This window comes from Pseudomonas sp. PL-6 (assembly GCF_054110165.1).
Window position 1 is genome coordinate 4,563,436 of record NZ_CM134189.1, and the last position, 17,276, is coordinate 4,580,711.

The window sequence follows — 17,276 nt, forward strand, 5'->3', positions numbered from 1 at the left end:
GATGAAACTGTCCCCCCTGGCCCTGGCCATCGCCGTTCTGCCCGGCCTCGCCCTGGCCGCCGAACCCTACGCCGCCGAGCCGCTGGTGATCACCTCCGGGCGCCTGGCCGAACCGCAAGCCCAGGCCACCGCCGCCACCACGGTGTTCGAGCGGGCGGATATCGAGCGTTTGCAGGTCAGCAGCGTGCCCGATCTGCTCAGCCGCGTTCCCGGCGTATCCATCGTGCAGAACGGCGGCCGCGGCAGCCTGACCAGCCTGTTTCTGCGTGGCGCCAACGCCAACCAGACTCTGGTGCTGGTCGACGGCGTGCGTCTGAATGCCGCCGCCAGCGGCCTGGCCCGCCTGGAATTCCTCAGCCCCGAGCAGATCGAGCGCATCGAGGTGGTGCGCGGCCCACGTTCGGCGCTGTATGGCGCCGACGCCATCGGCGGAGTGATCCAGATTTTCACCCGCCAGGGCGAGGCCGGCCTGCAACCGCGCCTGCGCCTGGCCGCCGGTAGCCAGCAGACCTTCGAACGCAGCCTGGGACTGTCCGGCGGCGACCAGCGCACGCGCTTCGACCTCGGCGCCAGCCTGGTCGAGCGCGCCGGCTTCGACCGCTCAGCAGACGCTCGCGGCTATGACGGCGACCACGACGGCCTGCGCCGCAAGGCCTTCAACCTGAGCCTGCAGCACCGCTTCAACGAACGCCTCGAAGGCGGTCTGAGCCTGCTCGAACAGCATGGCGAGAGCGAGTACGACGACCTGTTCAGCTTCGTGCCGGGCAACCCCAGCGAGCGCTTCAGCGTTTCCACTGCCGCCGCCCATCTCGAGGCGCAGCTCGCCGAGCGCTGGAGCAGTCGCCTGGAGCTCGGCCACGGCGAGGACAAGAGCGACAACCGCGACCCGCTGAACGCCAGTAACAACTATCAGTACAACACCTACCGCGACAGCGCGGGCTGGCTCAACACCCTGCAACTGAGCGACGCCCAGCAGCTGCTGCTCGGTCTCGACTGGTACGAGGACCGCCTGGGCAGCGACAGCGAGTTCAGCCAGACCGAGCGCTGGAACCGGGCCGCCTTCGTCCAGCACCGCTTCCGTGGCGAGGGCTTCGCCACCGAGCTGGGCCTGCGCCACGACGACAACCAGCAGTTCGGCAGCGAGAACACCTGGAACGCGGCACTGAGCCTGGACCTGAGCGAGCGTCTCGAACTGCTGCTGAGCTACGGCGAGGGCTTCCACGCGCCCACCTTCAACGACCTGTATTTCCCCACCAGCTCGTTCTATGGCGGCAACCCGAACCTGGCCCCCGAGCGCTCGAAGACCTACGAGGTGCAACTGCGCGGCGAGCACCTGGACAGCCGCTGGAGCCTGTCGGCCTACCGCACCGAGGTCGAAGACCTGATCACCGTAGTCAGCGATCCGCTGACCTTCTTCAGCACCCCGATGAACGTCAACCAGGCACGCCTGCAAGGCCTGGAACTGAGCCTGGAACGCGAGGTGCTGGGCTGGCAGGCCGCGCTCGGCGCCAGCCTGCTCGACCCACGTGATCGCGACAGCGGCCACACCCTGCCGCGCCGCGCCAAACGCAGCCTGAGCCTGGATCTGGATCGTCAGTTCGGCGCCTTCGCCGCCGGCCTCACCTGGCAGGCCGTCTCCGGCCGCTACGACGATGCCGCCAACACCCGCGAGATCGCCGGCTACGGCCTGCTGGCCGCGCGGGCCAGCTGGCGGATGAACGAGGAGCTGCAGTGGCAGGTCAAGGTCGACAACCTGCTGGACAAGGACTATTCCCAGGCGCTGTACAGCCGACCGAACGACCCCTTCTTCGGTAGCGTGAGTTACTACGGCTACCGCGAGGAAGGCCGCAGCGCCCTGCTCTCGCTGACCTGGACACCGCAACTCTGATCCCGGTGCTGACGGTGCACCAAGCCGCTCCAGGCTAACGCACCGTGGCCAGCCGCTCGCACAGCCGCTCGATGGCGCCGAGCATCTGCCGGCTGGGCCGCTCCAGGCCCCTGTCCGGCACCGCCCAGACCTGGCCGCGGCGCACCGCGCGCAGCTGCGGCCAGGCCTGCCAGCTCGACAGTTCGGCATTGCTGCCGCCGAGAATCACCTCGGGGTCGCGCGCCAGCACCGCCTCGATGCCGACCTGGGGCGCCGGCTGGCTCAGGTCGGCGAACAGGTTGCGCGCGCCGCACACCGCCAGCGCATCGCCGATCAGCTGCTCGCCGCCGATGGTATAGAGCGGCTGGTGCCAGACCTGATAGAACACCGCCAATGGCCGCTCGCGCCGGTAACGCTGGCGCAACCCGGCCAGCTCGGCGCGAAACTCCGCCGCCAGCCGCTCGCCCCGTTCGGCGCGACCGATACGCTCGGCGATAAGGATAAAGGCCTCGGCCAACTGCTCGAGGCGCGCCGGCTCGACCACCAGCAGGGGAATGCCGAAACGCTGCAACTGCGCCTGCTGCGCCGCCGGCACGCTGCCCGGAGCGATCAGGATCAAGTCGGGCGCCAGCTGCAGCAGACGCTCGAACTCCAGCTGGCCGTAGCGGCCGACGGTGGGCAGCTGGGCCAGCGCGGCGGGATGCTCGTCGCCTGCCAGCACGCCGACCAGCAGGTCGGCGGCATCCAGCTCGAGCATGATCTCGCTGAGCGACGGCGCCAGGCTGACCACCCGTGGTGCGGCCGCCAGCGGCAGGGCCAGCAGACACAGGGCCAACAGCAGCGCGCGCATCAGCCGAGTTGGCGGGGAATGCGGTAGAGGCAGTGCAGGACGATGCTCGACAGCGCCAGCAGCACCAGGGGTATCGCCTCCAGCCCGGCCAGCACCGCCAGGGCGGCGATCCAGGCCGGCAGCGCCGCGCCGAGCAGTGCGCGCAAACGCACACGATCCAGCTCCAGCCAGGCGGCCGGCTCGGCGTCGCTGTCCAGGGCTTTGTCGGTGGCGATCAGCGCACGCTTGTAGGCGGCGAACAGCGGCAGGCTGACGAACATCGAGGCCAGCCCGGCGACGAACAGCGGCAGGCTCAGCACCGTGGTGGCGCCGCCGCCGAACAGCAGGTTGAAGACGAACAAGGGTGCCAGGGCCACGCCCAGCTGGCGCCACCAGGCGAGCGCCAGACGGCGCTTGACCTGGCCGCGGGTCACAGGCTGTCCTCGGCCTCGCCCTGGTGCTGGTTGCCCAGCATATGGCCGAGCTTGCCGGCCTTGGTGGCGAGGTAGCGCTTGTTGTAGGGGTTGTGCTCGATCTGCAGCGGCACGCGGTGATCCACGGCGATGCCCATGTCGCCCAGCGCCTTGACCTTGCGCGGGTTGTTGGTCATCAGCTTGAGGCTCTTGATGCCCAGGTGCTCGAGCATCGGCTGGCAGATCGCGTAGTCGCGCTGGTCGGCGCCGAAGCCCAGGCGCTCGTTGGCCTCGACGGTGTCGGCGCCGCCGTCCTGCAACTCGTAGGCGCGGATCTTGTTCAGCAGGCCGATGCCGCGGCCTTCCTGGCGCAGGTACAGCAGCACGCCACGGCCTTCGTTGGCGATCGCCTGCAGCGCCGCCTGCAGCTGCGCACCGCAGTCGCAGCGCAGGCTGAACAGGGCGTCGCCGGTCAGGCACTCGGAGTGCAGGCGGCCCAGCACCGGCGCGCCGTCGGCCACAGCGCCGAAGGTCAGGGCGACGTGTTCCTTGCCGGTGGCCTCATCGAGGAAACCGTGCATGGTGAACACGCCGAAGGGCGTGGGCAGTTGGGAGGCGGCGACGAACACGACGGACACCGGATACTCCTAGCAATGAGTACGAAACAGGGGCGGCATTGTATCAGCAGGCCCCGCCGCCGGGTCAGTCAGAATTGCCGATCATCAGTATCGAAACGCTCAATGCCGCGCTCATAGCTTGGATTCGAGCACCAGCATCCCCTGCTCCTCGCGCCAGCCGACCCGGCCGAGGAAGCTCATGCCCAGCAGCGCCTCGTGCGGCGCGCCGCCCTCCAGCACCACGGCCTCGACGCCGAGCACCTCCAGGTCGCCGATCTTCACCCGGTCGAGCATCACCCGCCAGCCGCGGGTGACGCCGCTGGCGGTGTTGACCTGCAGCGGCCGGCCGCTGACCCGGTAATCGATGCCCAGGCGCTTGGCATGGGCGTCGTTGAGCGCCACCGAGGTGGCACCGGTGTCCACCAGGAACTGCACGGTCTGGCCGTTGACCGAGCCGGCCACCCAGTAGTGGCCGCCGATGCCCTTGGCGATGCTCAGGCGCTTCTTCACCGGTTCGGCGAAGCCGGTGCTGTATTCGCGGCTCAGCGGATAGCTGCGCTCGACGCCATCGACGCGCAGCACCGCGCCCTGCTTGTCGACGCTGACCACCTGCACCCCGCCCGGCCCGCTCTGGCCGACCCGCACCAGCTTGCGCTGGCCGTCGACGTTGAGCACCGCCGCGCCGGGGAACAGGCCGACCACCTGCACCTGCGAGGCGGCCCAGCACAGCGGGCCGAACAGCAGGCCGAGGACAACGAGGCAGTGGCGCAAATGCATGGGGACGGCCTCCCGGCTCAGTCGAAGGGATAGGGTTGCTGCCAGTGCTGGAACAGCGGGCGCAACTCGCCGCTGGCCACCAGCTCGCCCAGGCGTCGGTCGTAGACCCCGGCCAGGCTGCGGCCGCGCGGGGTGTCGGCGAAACCGAGGTACAGCGGCAGGCGGGTCAGTTCGCTGATGCGGTAACGCCCGGCGTCCGCCGCCTCGCTCAGCACCTCGTCCACCTCGGTGCGGGCGTCGATATAGAAATCCGCGTGGCCCAGCTCGAGCATGCCGAGGATACCGCTGCGCCGGTGAATTTCCCGGTAGTCGCGCACATTCGGCAGATAGGCCTGGTAGCCGTAGCCGCGCATCCAGGCCAGGCGGTAGTCGGCGAGGTTGTCCAGGGTCAGTTGCGGCTTGTCGCGCAGGCCGAGCGCGGTGATCTGGTCGGCGTCGTAGTGCCAGCGCGGGTAGAACACGCCCTCGCTGACCTCGTCGCGGTAGGAGCCGACCCAGGCATCGGCCTCGCCACGCTGCACCAGGCCGATGGAACGGGTATAGGGCACACTATGAATGCGCAAGGCGACACCGGCCGGTTCGAACACCCGGCGCAGCACGTCCCAGGCCAGCCCGGTGCCATCGGCATGGGTGTACCCGTTCCACACCTCGCTGGCCAGGCGGATCTCGCCGGGCGGGGCGTCCTGCGCCTGCGCCCCGCTCGCCCCGATCAGCAGCAACACGCCGGCCAGCAGCCAGCCCGTCAGCGCCATGCCCTTGCCCTCTAGAAGCCCAACGATGCCGCGTAGCTGTCCCAGCCCCAGACCAGGCCCTGCATGGCCAGCCAGGCGAACACCCCGGCGATCACGTCGTCGAGCATGATGCCGACGCCGCCGTGCACATGGCGGTCGATCCAGCGGATCGGCCAGGGTTTGACGATGTCGAACAGGCGGAACATGAGAAAGCCTAGCAGCAGCCAGACCCAGCCCTCGGGCACCAGCCACAGGGTGATCCACATGCCGACCATCTCGTCCCAGACGATGCCTTCGTGGTCGTGCACCCGCAAGTCATCGGCGACCTTGCCGCACAGCCAGAAGCCGAACAGCATGGTCACCCCCAGCATCAGCCAGTAGCCCCAGTCCGGCAGCATCTGCCACAGCGGCACGAACGGCAGCGCCACCAGCGAGCCCCAGGTGCCCGGCGCCTTGGGCAGGGTGCCGGAGCCGAAGCCGAAGGCGATGAAGTGCCAGGGATTGCGCCACACCGAAGGCGGGACGTACTCGGCGGGAACCTGGTTGGGGTGATCGGTCACGCGGCATTCATCCTGTCAGAAATGTTGGTAACCGCTGTGCGGCGGCGCGACGAGCCGCCCCGCACCATCCAGCAGCTGCACGCCGCTGCCGGCCAGCACCCGGCCGATGGCGCGCACCTCGGGCCAATCGGCCTGCAGGTCGGCGAGCAAGGCTGGCGGTAGGGTAAAGGCCAGTCGGTAGTCGTCGCCACCGCTCAGCGCACAGGCCAGCGCCTGCTGCTCGCCGGCGAACGCCAGCAATGGCGGCGACAGCGGCAGCCGCGCCTGCTCGACCTGCAGGGCGACACCCGAGGCCTTGGCGATATGCCCGCAGTCGGCGAGCAGACCGTCGGAGATATCCAGCGCCGCCGTGGCCCGCCCGCGCAGGGCCTGGCCCAGCGCCAGCTGCGGCTGCGGCGACCAGTAGCGCGCCAGCAGGGGCTCGGCGAGTTCGGCCGCGGCCGTCTGCTGCCCCAGCACCAGCGGCAACGCGCCGGCGCCGTCGCCGAGACTGCCGCCGACGCAAAGCAGATCGCCCACTTGCGCGCCGCAGCGAGTCAGCGCCTGGCCAGCCGGCACCCGGCCGAACACGGTCAGGGTCAGGCTCAGCGGGCCGCGCGTGGTGTCGCCGCCGACCAGCGCCAACGAACAGTTCTGCGCCATCAGCTGCAGGCCGCGAGCGAACTCGGCCAGCCAGATGTCCTCGGCGGCGGGCAGGGTCAGGGCCAGGGTAAAGGCCAGGGGCGTGGCGCCCATGGCGGCCAGGTCGCTGGCCGATACCGCCAGCGCGCGCTGGCCGAGCAGGAAGGCATCGCAGGATTCGGGGAAATGCACCCCGGCGACCAGGGTGTCGGTGGACACCGCCAGCTGCTCGCCGGCGGGCAGCGCCAGCAGCGCGCAATCGTCGCCGATGCCGCGAACCACGCCGTCGCCGCCCTGGGCGCAGAGGGCGGCGGCGAAGTAATGACGGATCAGCTCGAACTCACCCATGGAGCCTCCCCTCTCCCTCTGGGAGAGGGGTTGGGGGTGAGGGTGCTCGGACAACACGATCCATGCTCAACGCTTGTTGGCGCCCACTTCGGCGGCACGCAGCTTGGGCGCCAGCTTGTCGAGGATGCCGTTGACGAACTTGTGCCCGTCGGTGGCGCCGAACACCTTGGCCAGCTCGATGCCCTCGTTGATCACCACCTTGTAGGGCACGTCGACGCGGTTCTTCAGCTCGTAGGTGGACAGGCGCAGGATGGCCAGCTCGACCGGATCGATCTCTGCCAGCGGGCGATCGAGCAGCGGCGTGAAGGCCTCGTCCAGCTCGGTCTTCTGCCGCGGCACGCCATGCAGGATCTCGTGGAAGTAGGCGCCGTCGACCTTGCTGAAATCGTTGTCGACGCGGAACTGCGCTTCAATCTCGTTCAGCGGCTGGCCAGCGATGTGCCAGGAGTACAGGGCCTGCATGGCCAGGGTACGGGCCTCGCGGCGGGCGAGAATCTTGCCGCTGGGGCCCTTCTTGGCCGGCTGGCCGTTACCGGAGTTGCTCACTTGGCCTCCAACTGCGCCAGCAGGCTGACCATTTCCAGGGCAGACAGCGCAGCTTCGGCACCCTTGTTACCCGCCTTGGTGCCGGAACGTTCGATGGCTTGTTCGATGGAGTCGACGGTCAGCACGCCGAAGGCGACCGGTACGCCGTACTCCATGGACACCTGAGCCAGACCCTTGGTGCACTCGCCGGCGACGTATTCGAAGTGCGGAGTGCCGCCACGGATGACCGCGCCAAGGGCGATGATCGCCGCGTACTCGCCGCGCTGAGCGACCTTCTGGGTGACCAGCGGAATCTCGAAGGCACCTGGCGCGCGGATGATGCAGATGTCGCTCTCGCTCACGCCGTGGCGAACCAGGGCGTCGATGGCGCCACTGACCAGGCTCTCGACGACGAAGCTGTTGAAACGGCCTACCACCAGGGCGTATTTGCCCTTCGGGGCGATGAAGGTACCTTCGATGGTCTTCAGGGTCATGACGGGTCTCACTAGGGTTAAAGAGCCGGAGCGGCGGTGCGCTCCGAAAAAGTAAAATTCGTGCTCCCTGGGGAGCTGGCTTTGCTCCCCTCTCCCATCAATGGGAGAGGGTCATCAGCTTTGGCCCTTCGGGCCGCGGTCAGTCAGCCGGCAGGTATTCTACAACCTCGAGATCGAAGCCGGATATCGCGTTGAACTTCATCGGCGAGCTCAGCAGGCGCATCTTGCGCACGCCGAGGTCGCGCAGGATCTGCGAGCCGGCGCCCACCGTGCTGTAGGTGGCCGGAGTCGCCGGCTGCTGGCGGCCTAGGTGGGCCAGCAGCTCCGGGCCGGTCAGCGGGTTGCCCAGCAGCAGCACCACGCCGCTGCCGGCCTTGGCCACCTCGGCCATGGCCGCGCGCAGGCTCCAGCGCCCCGGCTGGTTGACCAGGAACAGGTCGCGCAGCGGGTCCATGTTGTGCACCCGCACCAGGGTCGGCTCCTCGGCGCACAGCTTGCCCAGGGTCAGCGCCATGTGCGCGGTGTCTTCCACCGCGTCGCGGTAGGTGACCAGGTTGAACTGGCCCAGCTCGGTGTCCAGCGGCTGCTCGCTGATCCGCTCGACGGTGCGCTCGTGGATCAGGCGGTAGTGGATCAGGTCGGCGATGGTGCCGATCTTCAGACCGTGCTGCTCGGCGAAGGCCTCCAGCTCCGGGCGACGGGCCATGGTGCCGTCGTCGTTCATGATCTCGCAGATCACCCCGCTCGGCTCGAAACCGCCCATGCGCGCCAGGTCGCAGGCCGCTTCGGTATGGCCGGCACGCGCCAGTACGCCGCCCGGTTGGGCCATCAGCGGGAAGATATGACCGGGGCTGACGATATCGTCGGCCACCGCGTTGCGCGCCACCGCGGCCTGCACGGTGCGCGCCCGGTCGGCGGCCGAGATGCCGGTGGTGACGCCCTCGGCGGCCTCGATGGAGACGGTGAACTTGGTGCCGAAACCGGAACCGTTGCGCGGCGCCATCAGCGGCAGCTTGAGCAGCTCGCAGCGCTCGCGGGTCATCGGCATGCAGATCAACCCGCGGGCGAAGCGGGCCATGAAGTTGATATGTTCGGCCGTGACGCATTCGGAGGCGATGATGATGTCGCCCTCGTTCTCGCGGTCCTCGTCATCCATGAGGATGACCATCTTGCCGGCGCGGATGTCTTCGATCAGTTCTTCAGCGGTGTTGAGCGCCATCGGGGCGTCTCCTCAATTCTTCAGGTAGCCGTGTTCGGCGAGAAAGCTTTCGGTCAGGCCCGAGGCCTTGGGTTCGGCGGCCTTGTCGCCGAGCAGCAGGCGCTCCAGGTAGCGCGCCAGCAGGTCCACTTCGAGGTTGACCTTACGCCCGGCCTGGTAGTCGACCATGATGGTCTCGGCCAGGGTGTGCGGCACTATGGTCAGTTCGAACTCGGCGCCATCGACCGCGTTGACGGTCAGGCTGGTGCCGTCGACGGTGATCGAGCCCTTGTGCGCGATGTACCTGGCCAGCTCGCGCGGCGCGCGCACCCTGAACTGCACGGCGCGGGCGTTATCGGCACGGGAGACGATCTCGCCGACGCCGTCGACGTGGCCGCTGACCAGATGCCCGCCGAGGCGGCTGGTGGGGGTCAGGGCCTTCTCCAGGTTGACCGCACTGCCGGGCTTGAGATCGACGAAGGCGGTGCGCGCCAGGGTCTCGCGGCTGACGTCGGCCCAGAAGCCGTCGCCGGGCAGCTCCACTGCGGTCAGGCACACGCCGTTGACGGCGATGCTGTCGCCGAGCTTGACGTCGCCCAGGTCGAGCTTGCCGGTGGCGACATAGACGCGCACATCACCGCCCTTGGGGGTCATGGCACGGATGCTGCCGATGGCTTCGATTATGCCGGTGAACATGCGCCCTCCGGTTTCTCACTGAAGATGATGCGAAACAGCATGGACGAACTCCTGTTTGGGTCAGAAACAGGGCAATGCCGATCGATAGGGATTTCGCGGACGCGCACGCGGCGCCCGAGGAGGGAATCCCGCTCTCTCTTTATCCGGACTATACCGTCGGCCCCGGAATCGCACCGGGTCTGCTGACCTCGCCTAAACGAGCGCTCGCGGGCTAGGCAGAATCCGCCATTACCGCCGGTGGGGAATTCCACCCCGCCCTGAGAACGTTGCGGCCAGTCGCCCGGCCGAGTGGCGTTTTACCATATTTATCGCCGCACCGCATGACCCCAGGGGGGACGCCGTGGCGACCTGCCGTCGGCAGGTTGGGCTGAGGAGCCTGCGACCAAGCCCAACATGGGCGTGGGGATCGCCGGGATCGTGGTGAACTCCGAGATCGCCGGGCGGAGCGCAACGCGCTCTCTGTTGGGCTTCGCTGCGCTCGGCGCCAACCTACGGCCGCGCGGTGATCTGCCAGTCGTCGCCGATGGCGCGGATATCCACGATCTGCAGCTCGGGCGCCTCGGCCATGCGGTTGAGCGGCAGGTCGAGCAGCGGCCGAGCACTGGAGCCGAGCAGCTTGGCCGCCATGAAGATGCGGTATTCGTCCACCAATCCGGCGCGGGCGAAGGCGCCGGCCAGGCGCGGCCCGGCCTCCACCAGCACCTCGTTGGCGCCGCGCGCGGCCAGTTCTTCGAGCAGCTTGCGCAGGTTGACGTGACCGTTGCTGCCGGGCACGGCGAGCAGTTCGTGGCCCTCCTGCTGGTAACGCTCGCGCGCCAGCGCGGCGGCGCAGGTCGCCACCAGCGCCGGCCCGGCCAGGAAGAACGCCTTATCCAACGGCACCCGCAGGCGTCCGTCGACCAGCACGCGCAACGGCGGGCGGCGCTGGGCCAGGGCGGTCAGCTCGGCGCCCAGGCCCAGTTCGTCGGGGCGCACGGTCAGCCGCGCGTCGTCGCTCAGCACGGTATCGGCGCCGCTCAGCACCACGCTGGCCTGGGCGCGCAGGCGCTGCACCTCGGCACGCGCCGCCGGGCCGGTGATCCACTGGCTCTCGCCGCTGGCCATGGCGGTGCGCCCGTCCAAGCTCATCGCCAGCTTGACCCGCACCAGCGGCAGGCCGCTCTCCATGCGTTTGACAAAGCCGGCATTGAGCGCTCGCGCCTCGCTTTCCAGCACGCCGCTGCGCACCTCGATCCCGGCCTCGGCCAGGCGCTTGAGACCCTTGCCTGCGACCTGCGGATTGGGGTCCTGCATGGCCGCCACCACCCGCGCCACTCCGGCGGCGATCAGGCCGTCGGCGCAGGGCGGGGTGCGGCCGAAATGGCTGCAGGGTTCCAGGGTGACGTAGGCGGTGGCGCCGCGCGCCAGCTCGCCGGCCTGGCGCAGGGCGTGCACCTCGGCGTGCGGCTCGCCGGCACGGGCATGCCAGCCTTCGCCGACGATGCGCCCGTCACGCACGATGACGCAACCGACCCGCGGATTGGGATGGGTGGAGTACAGGCCCTTGCGCGCCAGCTGCAGGGCGCGCGCCATGAAGGCGTGGTCTTGTGCGCTCATCGGGCTTTCGACGGCTCGCGAGAGAGGCGTTCGATCTCCTCGCGGAACTCGTTGAGATCCTGGAAACGCCGGTACACCGAGGCGAAACGGATATAGGCGACCTCGTCGAGCTTGCGCAGCTCGCCCATCACCAGCTCGCCGAGCACCAGGGACTTCACCTCGCGCTCGCCGGTGGCGCGCAGTTGCTGCTTGATGCGGGCGATGGCTTCCTCGAGACGCTCGACGCTCACCGGGCGCTTCTCCAGCGCGCGCTGCATGCCGGCGCGCAGCTTGTCCTCGTCGAACGGCTGGCGGCTGCCGTCCTGCTTGATCAGGCGCGGCATCACCAGTTCGGCGGTCTCGAAGGTGGTGAAGCGTTCGCCGCAGGCCACGCATTCGCGGCGACGGCGCACCTGATCGCCCTCGGCGACCAGACGCGAATCGATGACCTTGGTGTCGTTGGCGGCGCAGAATGGACAATGCATGGCAGGCGCTGGCAGGTGGCGGCAAAGGCGCCATGGTAGCGCATCGAAGCGGCAAGACAAGCCAGGTGCTTTAGGCTATATAGACGCCCGCCCGAACAGCAGAAGACGCCATGAACCTATACCTGCCGCTGCTTGCCCTGATCCTCACCGGCCTGCTCGGCGCCTGCGCCAGCGAGCCCGCCACGCCGCCCGCGCCGCCGCCGAGCCCGCCGAGCGCGGCGCCCGCGGTCGAGCCGCGCAACCTGCTGCCCAGCCTGCGCGGTCAGCTGCTCGGCGTGGCCGCCGGCGCCGAGGTGGACCTGGCGCTGCTGGCGGTCGACGCGCGCGGGCGCCCCGGCACCCTGCTCGGCCACCTGCTGCTGCGGGGCGACGGCAACCCACTGCCCTTCGCCCTGCACTTCGAGCCGGCCAGTTTTCCCGGCGACCAGCGCGTCGAGCTGCGCGGCCGCGTCACCCAGTCCGGACGCCTGGTGCAGCGCCTGCCGGCGCAAACCATCGCCGCCCCGCAGAGCCGCGACCTCGGTCCGCTGCGTCTGGTGCCGGCGCCATGAGCGCCCCGGCATCCCTGCAAGGCGCGCTGAGCGAACTGCTCGGCGATGCCCGCCTGGTGGCCGAAACGCTGCCCGGCAGCGACATCGCCCTGTGGCTGATCGACGCCGGCAATATGGACCGCGCCTTCAGTCCCGAGGAAACCCGGCGCATCCTCGAAGAGCCACCCTACTGGTGCTTCTGCTGGGCCAGCGGCCTGGTGCTGGCGCGCTGGCTGGCCGAGCGCCCCGAGTGGGTGCGCGGCAAGCGCGTGCTGGATTTCGGCGCAGGCAGTGGCGTAGCCGCCATCGCCGCAGCCAAGGCCGGCGCCGCCGAGGTGGTGGCCTGCGACCTCGACCCGCTGGCGCTGGCCGCCTGCCGCGCCAATGCCGCGCTCAATGGCGTGACGCTGGACTACTCGGAAGATTTCTTCGCCGAGGCCGACCGCTACGACCTGATTCTGGTGGCCGACGTGCTCTACGACCGCGCCAACCTGCCTCTGCTCGATCATTTCCTCAGCCGCGGTCGCCAGGCGCTGGTGGCCGACTCGCGGGTCAAGGACTTCCAGCACCCGCTGTACCGCCGCCTGGCGCTGCTCGAGGGCTGTACCTGGCCGGATCTGGCCGAGCCGGCCGAATTCCGCGAGGTCAGCCTGTATCATGCGCTACGACCGACGTAGCCCGGATGCAGTCCGGGGAACAGACAGCAGCGCCACCCCTTGTTTCGCGGGTCGCCTGCCCGCATTAATAGACCATTGCCCCGCCCTTCGAGACCGACCATGAGCGATTCCCCCTATATCTTCGACGTATCCGGCGCCGCCAGCTTCGAACAGCTGGTGATCGAAAACTCCTTCCACAAGCCGGTACTGGTGGACTTCTGGGCCGAATGGTGCGCACCGTGCAAGGCGCTGATGCCGCTGCTGGCGAAGATCACCGAGCAATACGCCGGCGAACTGCTGCTGGCCAAGGTCGACTGCGACGTCGAGCAGGACATCGTCCAGCGCTTCGGCATCCGCAGCCTGCCCACCGTGGTGCTGTTCAAGGACGGCCAGCCGGTGGACGGCTTCGCCGGCGCCCAGCCGGAAGCGGCGATTCGCCAGATGCTCGCCCCCCATGTCGCCGAGCCGGCGCCGGCCGCGGCCGACCCGCTGGAGGCCGCCCAGGCGCTGTTCGCCGACGGCCGCTTCGCCGACGCAGAAGCGCTGCTCAAGCAGCTGCTGACGGAGAACAACGAGCACGCCGCGGCGCTGATTCTCTACGCCCGCTGCCTGGCCGAGCGCGGCGAGCTGGGCGAAGCCGAGGCGGTGCTGAATGCAGTGAAAGGCGACGAACACAAGCAGGCACTGGCCGGCGCCAAGGCGCAGTTGACCTTCCTCCGTCAGGCCGCCGACCTGCCGGAAGTGGCTGACCTGAAGAGCCGTCTGGCGCAGGACGCCGGCGACGACGAGGCGGCCTATCAGCTGGCCGTGCAGCAACTGGCCCGCCAGCAGTACGAACCGGCGCTGGATGCCCTGCTCAGGCTGTTCGTGCGCAACCGCAGCTACCAGGACGGCCTGCCGCACAAGACCCTGCTGCAGGTGTTCGACCTGCTCGGCGGCGACCACCCGCTGGTCACCGCCTACCGCCGCAAGCTGTATCAGGCGATCTACTGACTCAGGCCGGAACCCGGACGATAGCTTGGGCTGAGCGCCGCGAAGCCCCACACCGCGCACCAGAGACAGCGGCAGAACGCTTTGTTGGGCTTCGCAGGCTCAGCAACGACCTAGGCTGGCTCGCCCACCCAGCGATAGATCGGCGCATCGGCGCCGGTTTCCATACGGATCTGCGCGCAGTGGCGCAGGCGCACCAGCAGGCGCTTGCCGGCCGCCTCGCCGCCGGCCAGCGCGGCCAGTTGGCCGAGCAGCTGCGGCCCCTCCACCTGCCCGGCGTCGCGCACCAGTTGCAGGGCGGTCTGCCAGAGCGCGTCATTGCTGCCGGCCGAGACGGCCGGCGCTGGCACCTCGGTCGCCGACGCGACGCTCAGGCCAGCCGTCAGGCGCGCCCAATCCTCGGCCTCCAGTTCCACAGTCAGGTCCACCGGCCAGTCGCCGATGCGTCCGCGTATGCGCAGCATGATCGTTCTCCCATTCCCAGCGCCCATGCTCCCATGACGCCTGTGCGCTGGCCAGGCCGGCACAAAAGTTGTTATAACGTAACGATTAAAACCCGTACCGGAGACGCCCCATGCGCCGACTGCTGCTCGCCCTGCCCTTCGCCCTGCTGCCCCTGGCCGCCGCCCAGGCGCATGAACACAAACACGACCACGATCATCATGACCACGCACACTACAGCCTCGGCGCTCACGAGCACGGCGTCGCCAGCCTCAACGTGGCGCTCGACGGCCAGACCCTGGAGCTGCAGCTGGAAAGCCCGGCGATGAACCTGGTGGGTTTCGAGCACGCCGCCAAGAGCGACGCCGACAAGGCCAAGGTGGCCACCGCCAAGGCCGAACTGGAACAGCCGCTGAGCCTGTTCGCCCTGGCCGCCGGCGACTGCAAGGCGACCCAGGTGGAACTGCAGAGCCCGCTGTTCGGCGATGCAGGTCACCATGACCACGACCATCATGAGCATCAGGGCGAGCACAGCGAGATCCACGCCCACTACCGTTTCGACTGCGCCCGCGCCAACGACTTGAAACAGTTGGACCTGGCCGAGCTGTTCAAACGCTTCCCCGCCACCGAGAAGATTCAGGTACAACTGATCGGCCCGAGCGGCCAGCAGGGCGTGGAACTGACTCCCGCCCAGCCGCGCCTGAGTTTCTGAAGCCGTAGGGTGGATCGGGGCGCGTAGCTGACGCTCTTCTCATCCACCCTGGGAGCGCCATGGTGGATGGGTGAAGCGTCATCCACCCTACACGCAGGCCCATAAACCACCCGATAGCCGGACCATGACCCAATCCCTGATCGACCTCGCCGACCTCGGCTTCGCCTGGCCCGGCCAGGCGCCCTTGCTGGACATCCCCCGCTTCACCCTCGAGCGCGGCGAGACCCTGTTTCTCAAGGGCCCCAGCGGCAGCGGCAAGACCACCTTGCTCGGCCTGCTCGGCGGCGTGCAGAAGGCCCAGCGCGGGCATATCCGCCTGCTCGGCCAGGACCTCGGCCAGCTCTCGGCCGGCGCCCGCGACCATTTTCGCGTCGATCACACCGGCTACATCTTCCAGCAGTTCAACCTGCTGCCCTTTCTCTCGGTGCGCGACAACGTCGAGCTGCCCTGCCGCTTCTCGCGCCTGCGCGCCGAGCGTGCGCGCCAGCGCCATGGCAGCGTCGATGCTGCCGCCGCCGCCCTGCTCGACCACCTCGGCCTGCGCGCCGACCTGCTCGGGCGGCGCGCCGACGAGCTGTCGATCGGCCAGCAGCAGCGTGTCGCCGCCGCCCGCGCGCTGATCGGCCAGCCGGAGCTGGTGATCGCCGACGAACCCACCTCGGCGCTGGACTTCGATGCCCGCGAGGCCTTCCTCCAGCTGCTGTTCGCCGAATGCCGCGCGGCCGGCGCCAGCCTGCTGTTCGTCAGCCACGACCAGAGCCTGGCGCCGCTGTTCGACCGCAGCCTGTCGCTGAGCGAACTCAACCGCGCCACGCGTCCCCAGGAGGCCTGAGATGCATCTGATCCGCATCGCCCTGGCCAGCCTGGCCAATCGCCGTTTCACCGCCCTGCTCACGGTGTTCGCCATCGCCCTGTCGGTGTGCCTGCTGCTGGCGGTGGAACGGGTGCGCACCGAGGCGCGCGCCAGCTTCGCCAACACCATCAGCGGCACCGACCTGATCGTCGGCGCGCGCTCGGGCAGCGTCAACCTGCTGCTGTATTCGGTGTTCCGCATCGGCAACGCCACCAACAATATCCGCTGGGACAGCTTCGAGCGCTTCGCCGAGCACCGCCAGGTCAAATGGGCCATCCCCATCTCCCTCGGCGACTCGCACCGCGGCTACCGGGTGATGGGCACCAGCGCCGCCTATTTCGAGCACTACCGCTACGCCCGCAGCCAAGAGCTGCAGCTGGCCCAGGGTCGCGCCTTCGCCGAGGATCCCTTCGAGGTGGTGCTCGGCGCCGAAGTGGCCCAGGCCCTGGGCTACGACCTCGGCGAGCAGATCGTCCTCGCCCATGGCGTGGCCCGCATCAGCCTGGTCAAACACGACGACAAGCCGTTCACCGTGGTCGGCATCCTCGCCCGCACCGGCACCCCGGTGGACCGCACCCTGCATATCTCCCTGGCCGGCATGGAGGCGCTGCACGTCGACTGGCAGAACGGCATGCCGGCGCGCGGCGCGGCGCAGGTCAGCGCCGAGCAGGCGCGCGCCATGGACCTGCAACCCAAGCAGATCACCGCGATGCTGCTGGGCCTGAACAGCAAGATCGCCACCTTCAGCCTGCAGCGCGAGATCAACGAGTTCCGCGGCGAACCCTTGCTGGCGATCCTCCCCGGGGTGGCCCTGCAGGAGCTGTGGAGCCTGATGGGCACGGCCGAGCAGGCGCTGTTCGTGGTCTCGCTGTTCGTCGTGCTGACCGGCCTGATCGGCATGCTCACGGCGATCCTCACCAGCCTTAACGAACGCCGCCGCGAGATGGCGATCCTGCGCTCGGTGGGCGCGCGGCCCTGGCATATCGCCAGTTTGCTGGTGCTGGAGGCCTTCGCCCTGGCCCTGGCCGGCGTGCTGCTCGGCCTGCTGCTGCTGTACCTGGGCATCGCCGCCAGCCAGGGCCATGTGCAGGCCAACTACGGCCTGTACCTGGCGCTCAATGCGCCGTCGGGTTACGAATGGACGCTGCTGGGCGCCATCCTCGCCGCCGCCCTGCTGATGGGCAGCGTGCCGGCCTGGCGTGCCTACCGCCAGTCGCTGGCCGATGGCCTGTCGATCAGGCTCTGAGAGCCTGTTCATGATCTGCTGCGCGTCGGCGCTACTGCGTTAAAAACAAGCTCGGAAAGCCGCTTGCGGCTAACGCACTTCAGTGCGGCCCCGAAGGGGCGAGCGGAGCGAG

At 69.0% G+C, this 17,276-nt stretch carries 21 protein-coding genes and 1 riboswitch; of the genes, 7 read left to right on the forward strand and 14 right to left on the reverse strand.

Annotated elements, in window-relative coordinates; translation table 11 throughout:
- The first annotated feature begins 1 nt into the window (after position 1).
- On the forward strand, positions 2–1,888 hold the full coding sequence (locus tag ACW9UL_RS19880; protein ID WP_457788045.1) for a TonB-dependent receptor domain-containing protein: 1,887 nt from the start codon (positions 2–4) through the stop codon (positions 1,886–1,888).
- 34 nt (positions 1,889–1,922) lie between these two features.
- Here the strand turns inward: ACW9UL_RS19880 and ACW9UL_RS19885 are convergent, their stop codons facing one another.
- From ACW9UL_RS19885 to nrdR, 13 genes are all read right to left on the reverse strand, one after another.
- A complete protein-coding gene (locus ACW9UL_RS19885) occupies positions 1,923–2,717 on the reverse strand; it encodes a cobalamin-binding protein (RefSeq protein ID WP_457788046.1) in 795 nt (264 codons plus the stop codon).
- Positions 2,717–3,130, reverse strand: coding sequence for an MFS transporter (locus ACW9UL_RS19890; RefSeq protein ID WP_122108923.1), 414 nt, complete (start codon positions 3,128–3,130; stop codon positions 2,717–2,719). Before ACW9UL_RS19890 ends, ACW9UL_RS19885 begins: the two co-directional genes overlap by 1 nt.
- On the reverse strand, positions 3,127–3,747 hold the full coding sequence (gene ribA, locus ACW9UL_RS19895) for a GTP cyclohydrolase II (RefSeq protein ID WP_397497845.1): 621 nt from the start codon (positions 3,745–3,747) through the stop codon (positions 3,127–3,129). Before ribA ends, ACW9UL_RS19890 begins: the two co-directional genes overlap by 4 nt.
- Positions 3,748–3,858: 111 nt before the next feature.
- Positions 3,859–4,503: a retropepsin-like aspartic protease family protein gene (locus ACW9UL_RS19900; protein ID WP_397497844.1), complete on the reverse strand. Its 645-nt coding sequence runs from the start codon at positions 4,501–4,503 to the stop codon at positions 3,859–3,861.
- 17 nt (positions 4,504–4,520) lie between these two features.
- A complete protein-coding gene (locus ACW9UL_RS19905; protein WP_457788047.1) occupies positions 4,521–5,255 on the reverse strand; it encodes a substrate-binding periplasmic protein in 735 nt (244 codons plus the stop codon).
- Between the two features lie 11 nt (positions 5,256–5,266).
- Entirely contained in the window at positions 5,267–5,794 is a 528-nt protein-coding gene (locus tag ACW9UL_RS19910; RefSeq protein ID WP_021442491.1) for a phosphatidylglycerophosphatase A family protein, read from the reverse strand.
- A 15-nt stretch (positions 5,795–5,809) separates the two neighbouring features.
- The gene (gene thiL / locus ACW9UL_RS19915) at positions 5,810–6,763 is read right to left on the reverse strand and encodes a thiamine-phosphate kinase (RefSeq protein WP_457788048.1); all 954 of its coding nucleotides are present in this window, start codon (positions 6,761–6,763) and stop codon (positions 5,810–5,812) included.
- A 66-nt stretch (positions 6,764–6,829) separates the two neighbouring features.
- Complete coding sequence (gene nusB / locus ACW9UL_RS19920) at positions 6,830–7,309, reverse strand: transcription antitermination factor NusB (protein ID WP_021444362.1); 480 nt, start codon at positions 7,307–7,309, stop codon at positions 6,830–6,832.
- A complete protein-coding gene (gene ribH / locus ACW9UL_RS19925; protein ID WP_024309628.1) occupies positions 7,306–7,782 on the reverse strand; it encodes a 6,7-dimethyl-8-ribityllumazine synthase in 477 nt (158 codons plus the stop codon). Before ribH ends, nusB begins: the two co-directional genes overlap by 4 nt.
- Before the next feature lie 139 nt (positions 7,783–7,921).
- A complete protein-coding gene (gene ribBA / locus ACW9UL_RS19930) occupies positions 7,922–9,001 on the reverse strand; it encodes a bifunctional 3,4-dihydroxy-2-butanone-4-phosphate synthase/GTP cyclohydrolase II (protein ID WP_021444361.1) in 1,080 nt (359 codons plus the stop codon).
- A gap of 12 nt (positions 9,002–9,013) precedes the next feature.
- Positions 9,014–9,676: a riboflavin synthase gene (locus tag ACW9UL_RS19935; RefSeq protein ID WP_021444360.1), complete on the reverse strand. Its 663-nt coding sequence runs from the start codon at positions 9,674–9,676 to the stop codon at positions 9,014–9,016.
- Between the two features lie 126 nt (positions 9,677–9,802).
- Positions 9,803–9,945, reverse strand: a riboswitch (FMN riboswitch).
- Positions 9,946–10,165: 220 nt separating this feature from the next.
- Positions 10,166–11,272, reverse strand: a complete 1,107-nt coding sequence (ribD, locus tag ACW9UL_RS19940) for a bifunctional diaminohydroxyphosphoribosylaminopyrimidine deaminase/5-amino-6-(5-phosphoribosylamino)uracil reductase RibD (RefSeq protein ID WP_457788049.1) — start codon at positions 11,270–11,272, stop codon at positions 10,166–10,168.
- Positions 11,269–11,736: a transcriptional regulator NrdR gene (nrdR, locus tag ACW9UL_RS19945; protein ID WP_021445840.1), complete on the reverse strand. Its 468-nt coding sequence runs from the start codon at positions 11,734–11,736 to the stop codon at positions 11,269–11,271. The genes ribD and nrdR overlap by 4 nt, the downstream gene beginning before the upstream one ends.
- A gap of 110 nt (positions 11,737–11,846) precedes the next feature.
- Between nrdR and ACW9UL_RS19950 the strand changes: the two genes are divergently transcribed.
- The 3 genes from ACW9UL_RS19950 to trxA all read left to right on the forward strand — a co-directional run bounded on the left by ACW9UL_RS19950 (position 11,847) and on the right by trxA (position 13,915).
- A complete protein-coding gene (locus ACW9UL_RS19950; protein WP_457788050.1) occupies positions 11,847–12,287 on the forward strand; it encodes a YbaY family lipoprotein in 441 nt (146 codons plus the stop codon).
- Entirely contained in the window at positions 12,284–12,943 is a 660-nt protein-coding gene (locus tag ACW9UL_RS19955; protein ID WP_457788051.1) for a class I SAM-dependent methyltransferase, read from the forward strand. The genes ACW9UL_RS19950 and ACW9UL_RS19955 overlap by 4 nt, the downstream gene beginning before the upstream one ends.
- A gap of 99 nt (positions 12,944–13,042) precedes the next feature.
- The gene (trxA, locus tag ACW9UL_RS19960; protein WP_397497838.1) at positions 13,043–13,915 is read left to right on the forward strand and encodes a thioredoxin; all 873 of its coding nucleotides are present in this window, start codon (positions 13,043–13,045) and stop codon (positions 13,913–13,915) included.
- A 110-nt stretch (positions 13,916–14,025) separates the two neighbouring features.
- On the opposite strand, the gene ACW9UL_RS19965 is transcribed toward trxA, so the two are convergent.
- The gene (locus tag ACW9UL_RS19965; RefSeq protein ID WP_122108915.1) at positions 14,026–14,376 is read right to left on the reverse strand and encodes a hypothetical protein; all 351 of its coding nucleotides are present in this window, start codon (positions 14,374–14,376) and stop codon (positions 14,026–14,028) included.
- Positions 14,377–14,486: 110 nt separating this feature from the next.
- Between ACW9UL_RS19965 and ACW9UL_RS19970 the strand changes: the two genes are divergently transcribed.
- The 3 genes from ACW9UL_RS19970 (at position 14,487) to ACW9UL_RS19980 (ending at position 17,164) form a co-directional block, all read left to right on the forward strand.
- Positions 14,487–15,065 (forward strand): DUF2796 domain-containing protein, encoded by a 579-nt coding sequence (locus ACW9UL_RS19970; protein WP_457788052.1) that lies wholly within the window; start codon positions 14,487–14,489, stop codon positions 15,063–15,065.
- A gap of 124 nt (positions 15,066–15,189) precedes the next feature.
- Positions 15,190–15,897, forward strand: a complete 708-nt coding sequence (locus ACW9UL_RS19975) for an ABC transporter ATP-binding protein (RefSeq protein WP_457788053.1) — start codon at positions 15,190–15,192, stop codon at positions 15,895–15,897.
- A gap of 1 nt (position 15,898) precedes the next feature.
- Positions 15,899–17,164, forward strand: a complete 1,266-nt coding sequence (locus ACW9UL_RS19980) for an ABC transporter permease (protein ID WP_457788055.1) — start codon at positions 15,899–15,901, stop codon at positions 17,162–17,164.
- Positions 17,165–17,276: the final 112 nt, after the last annotated feature.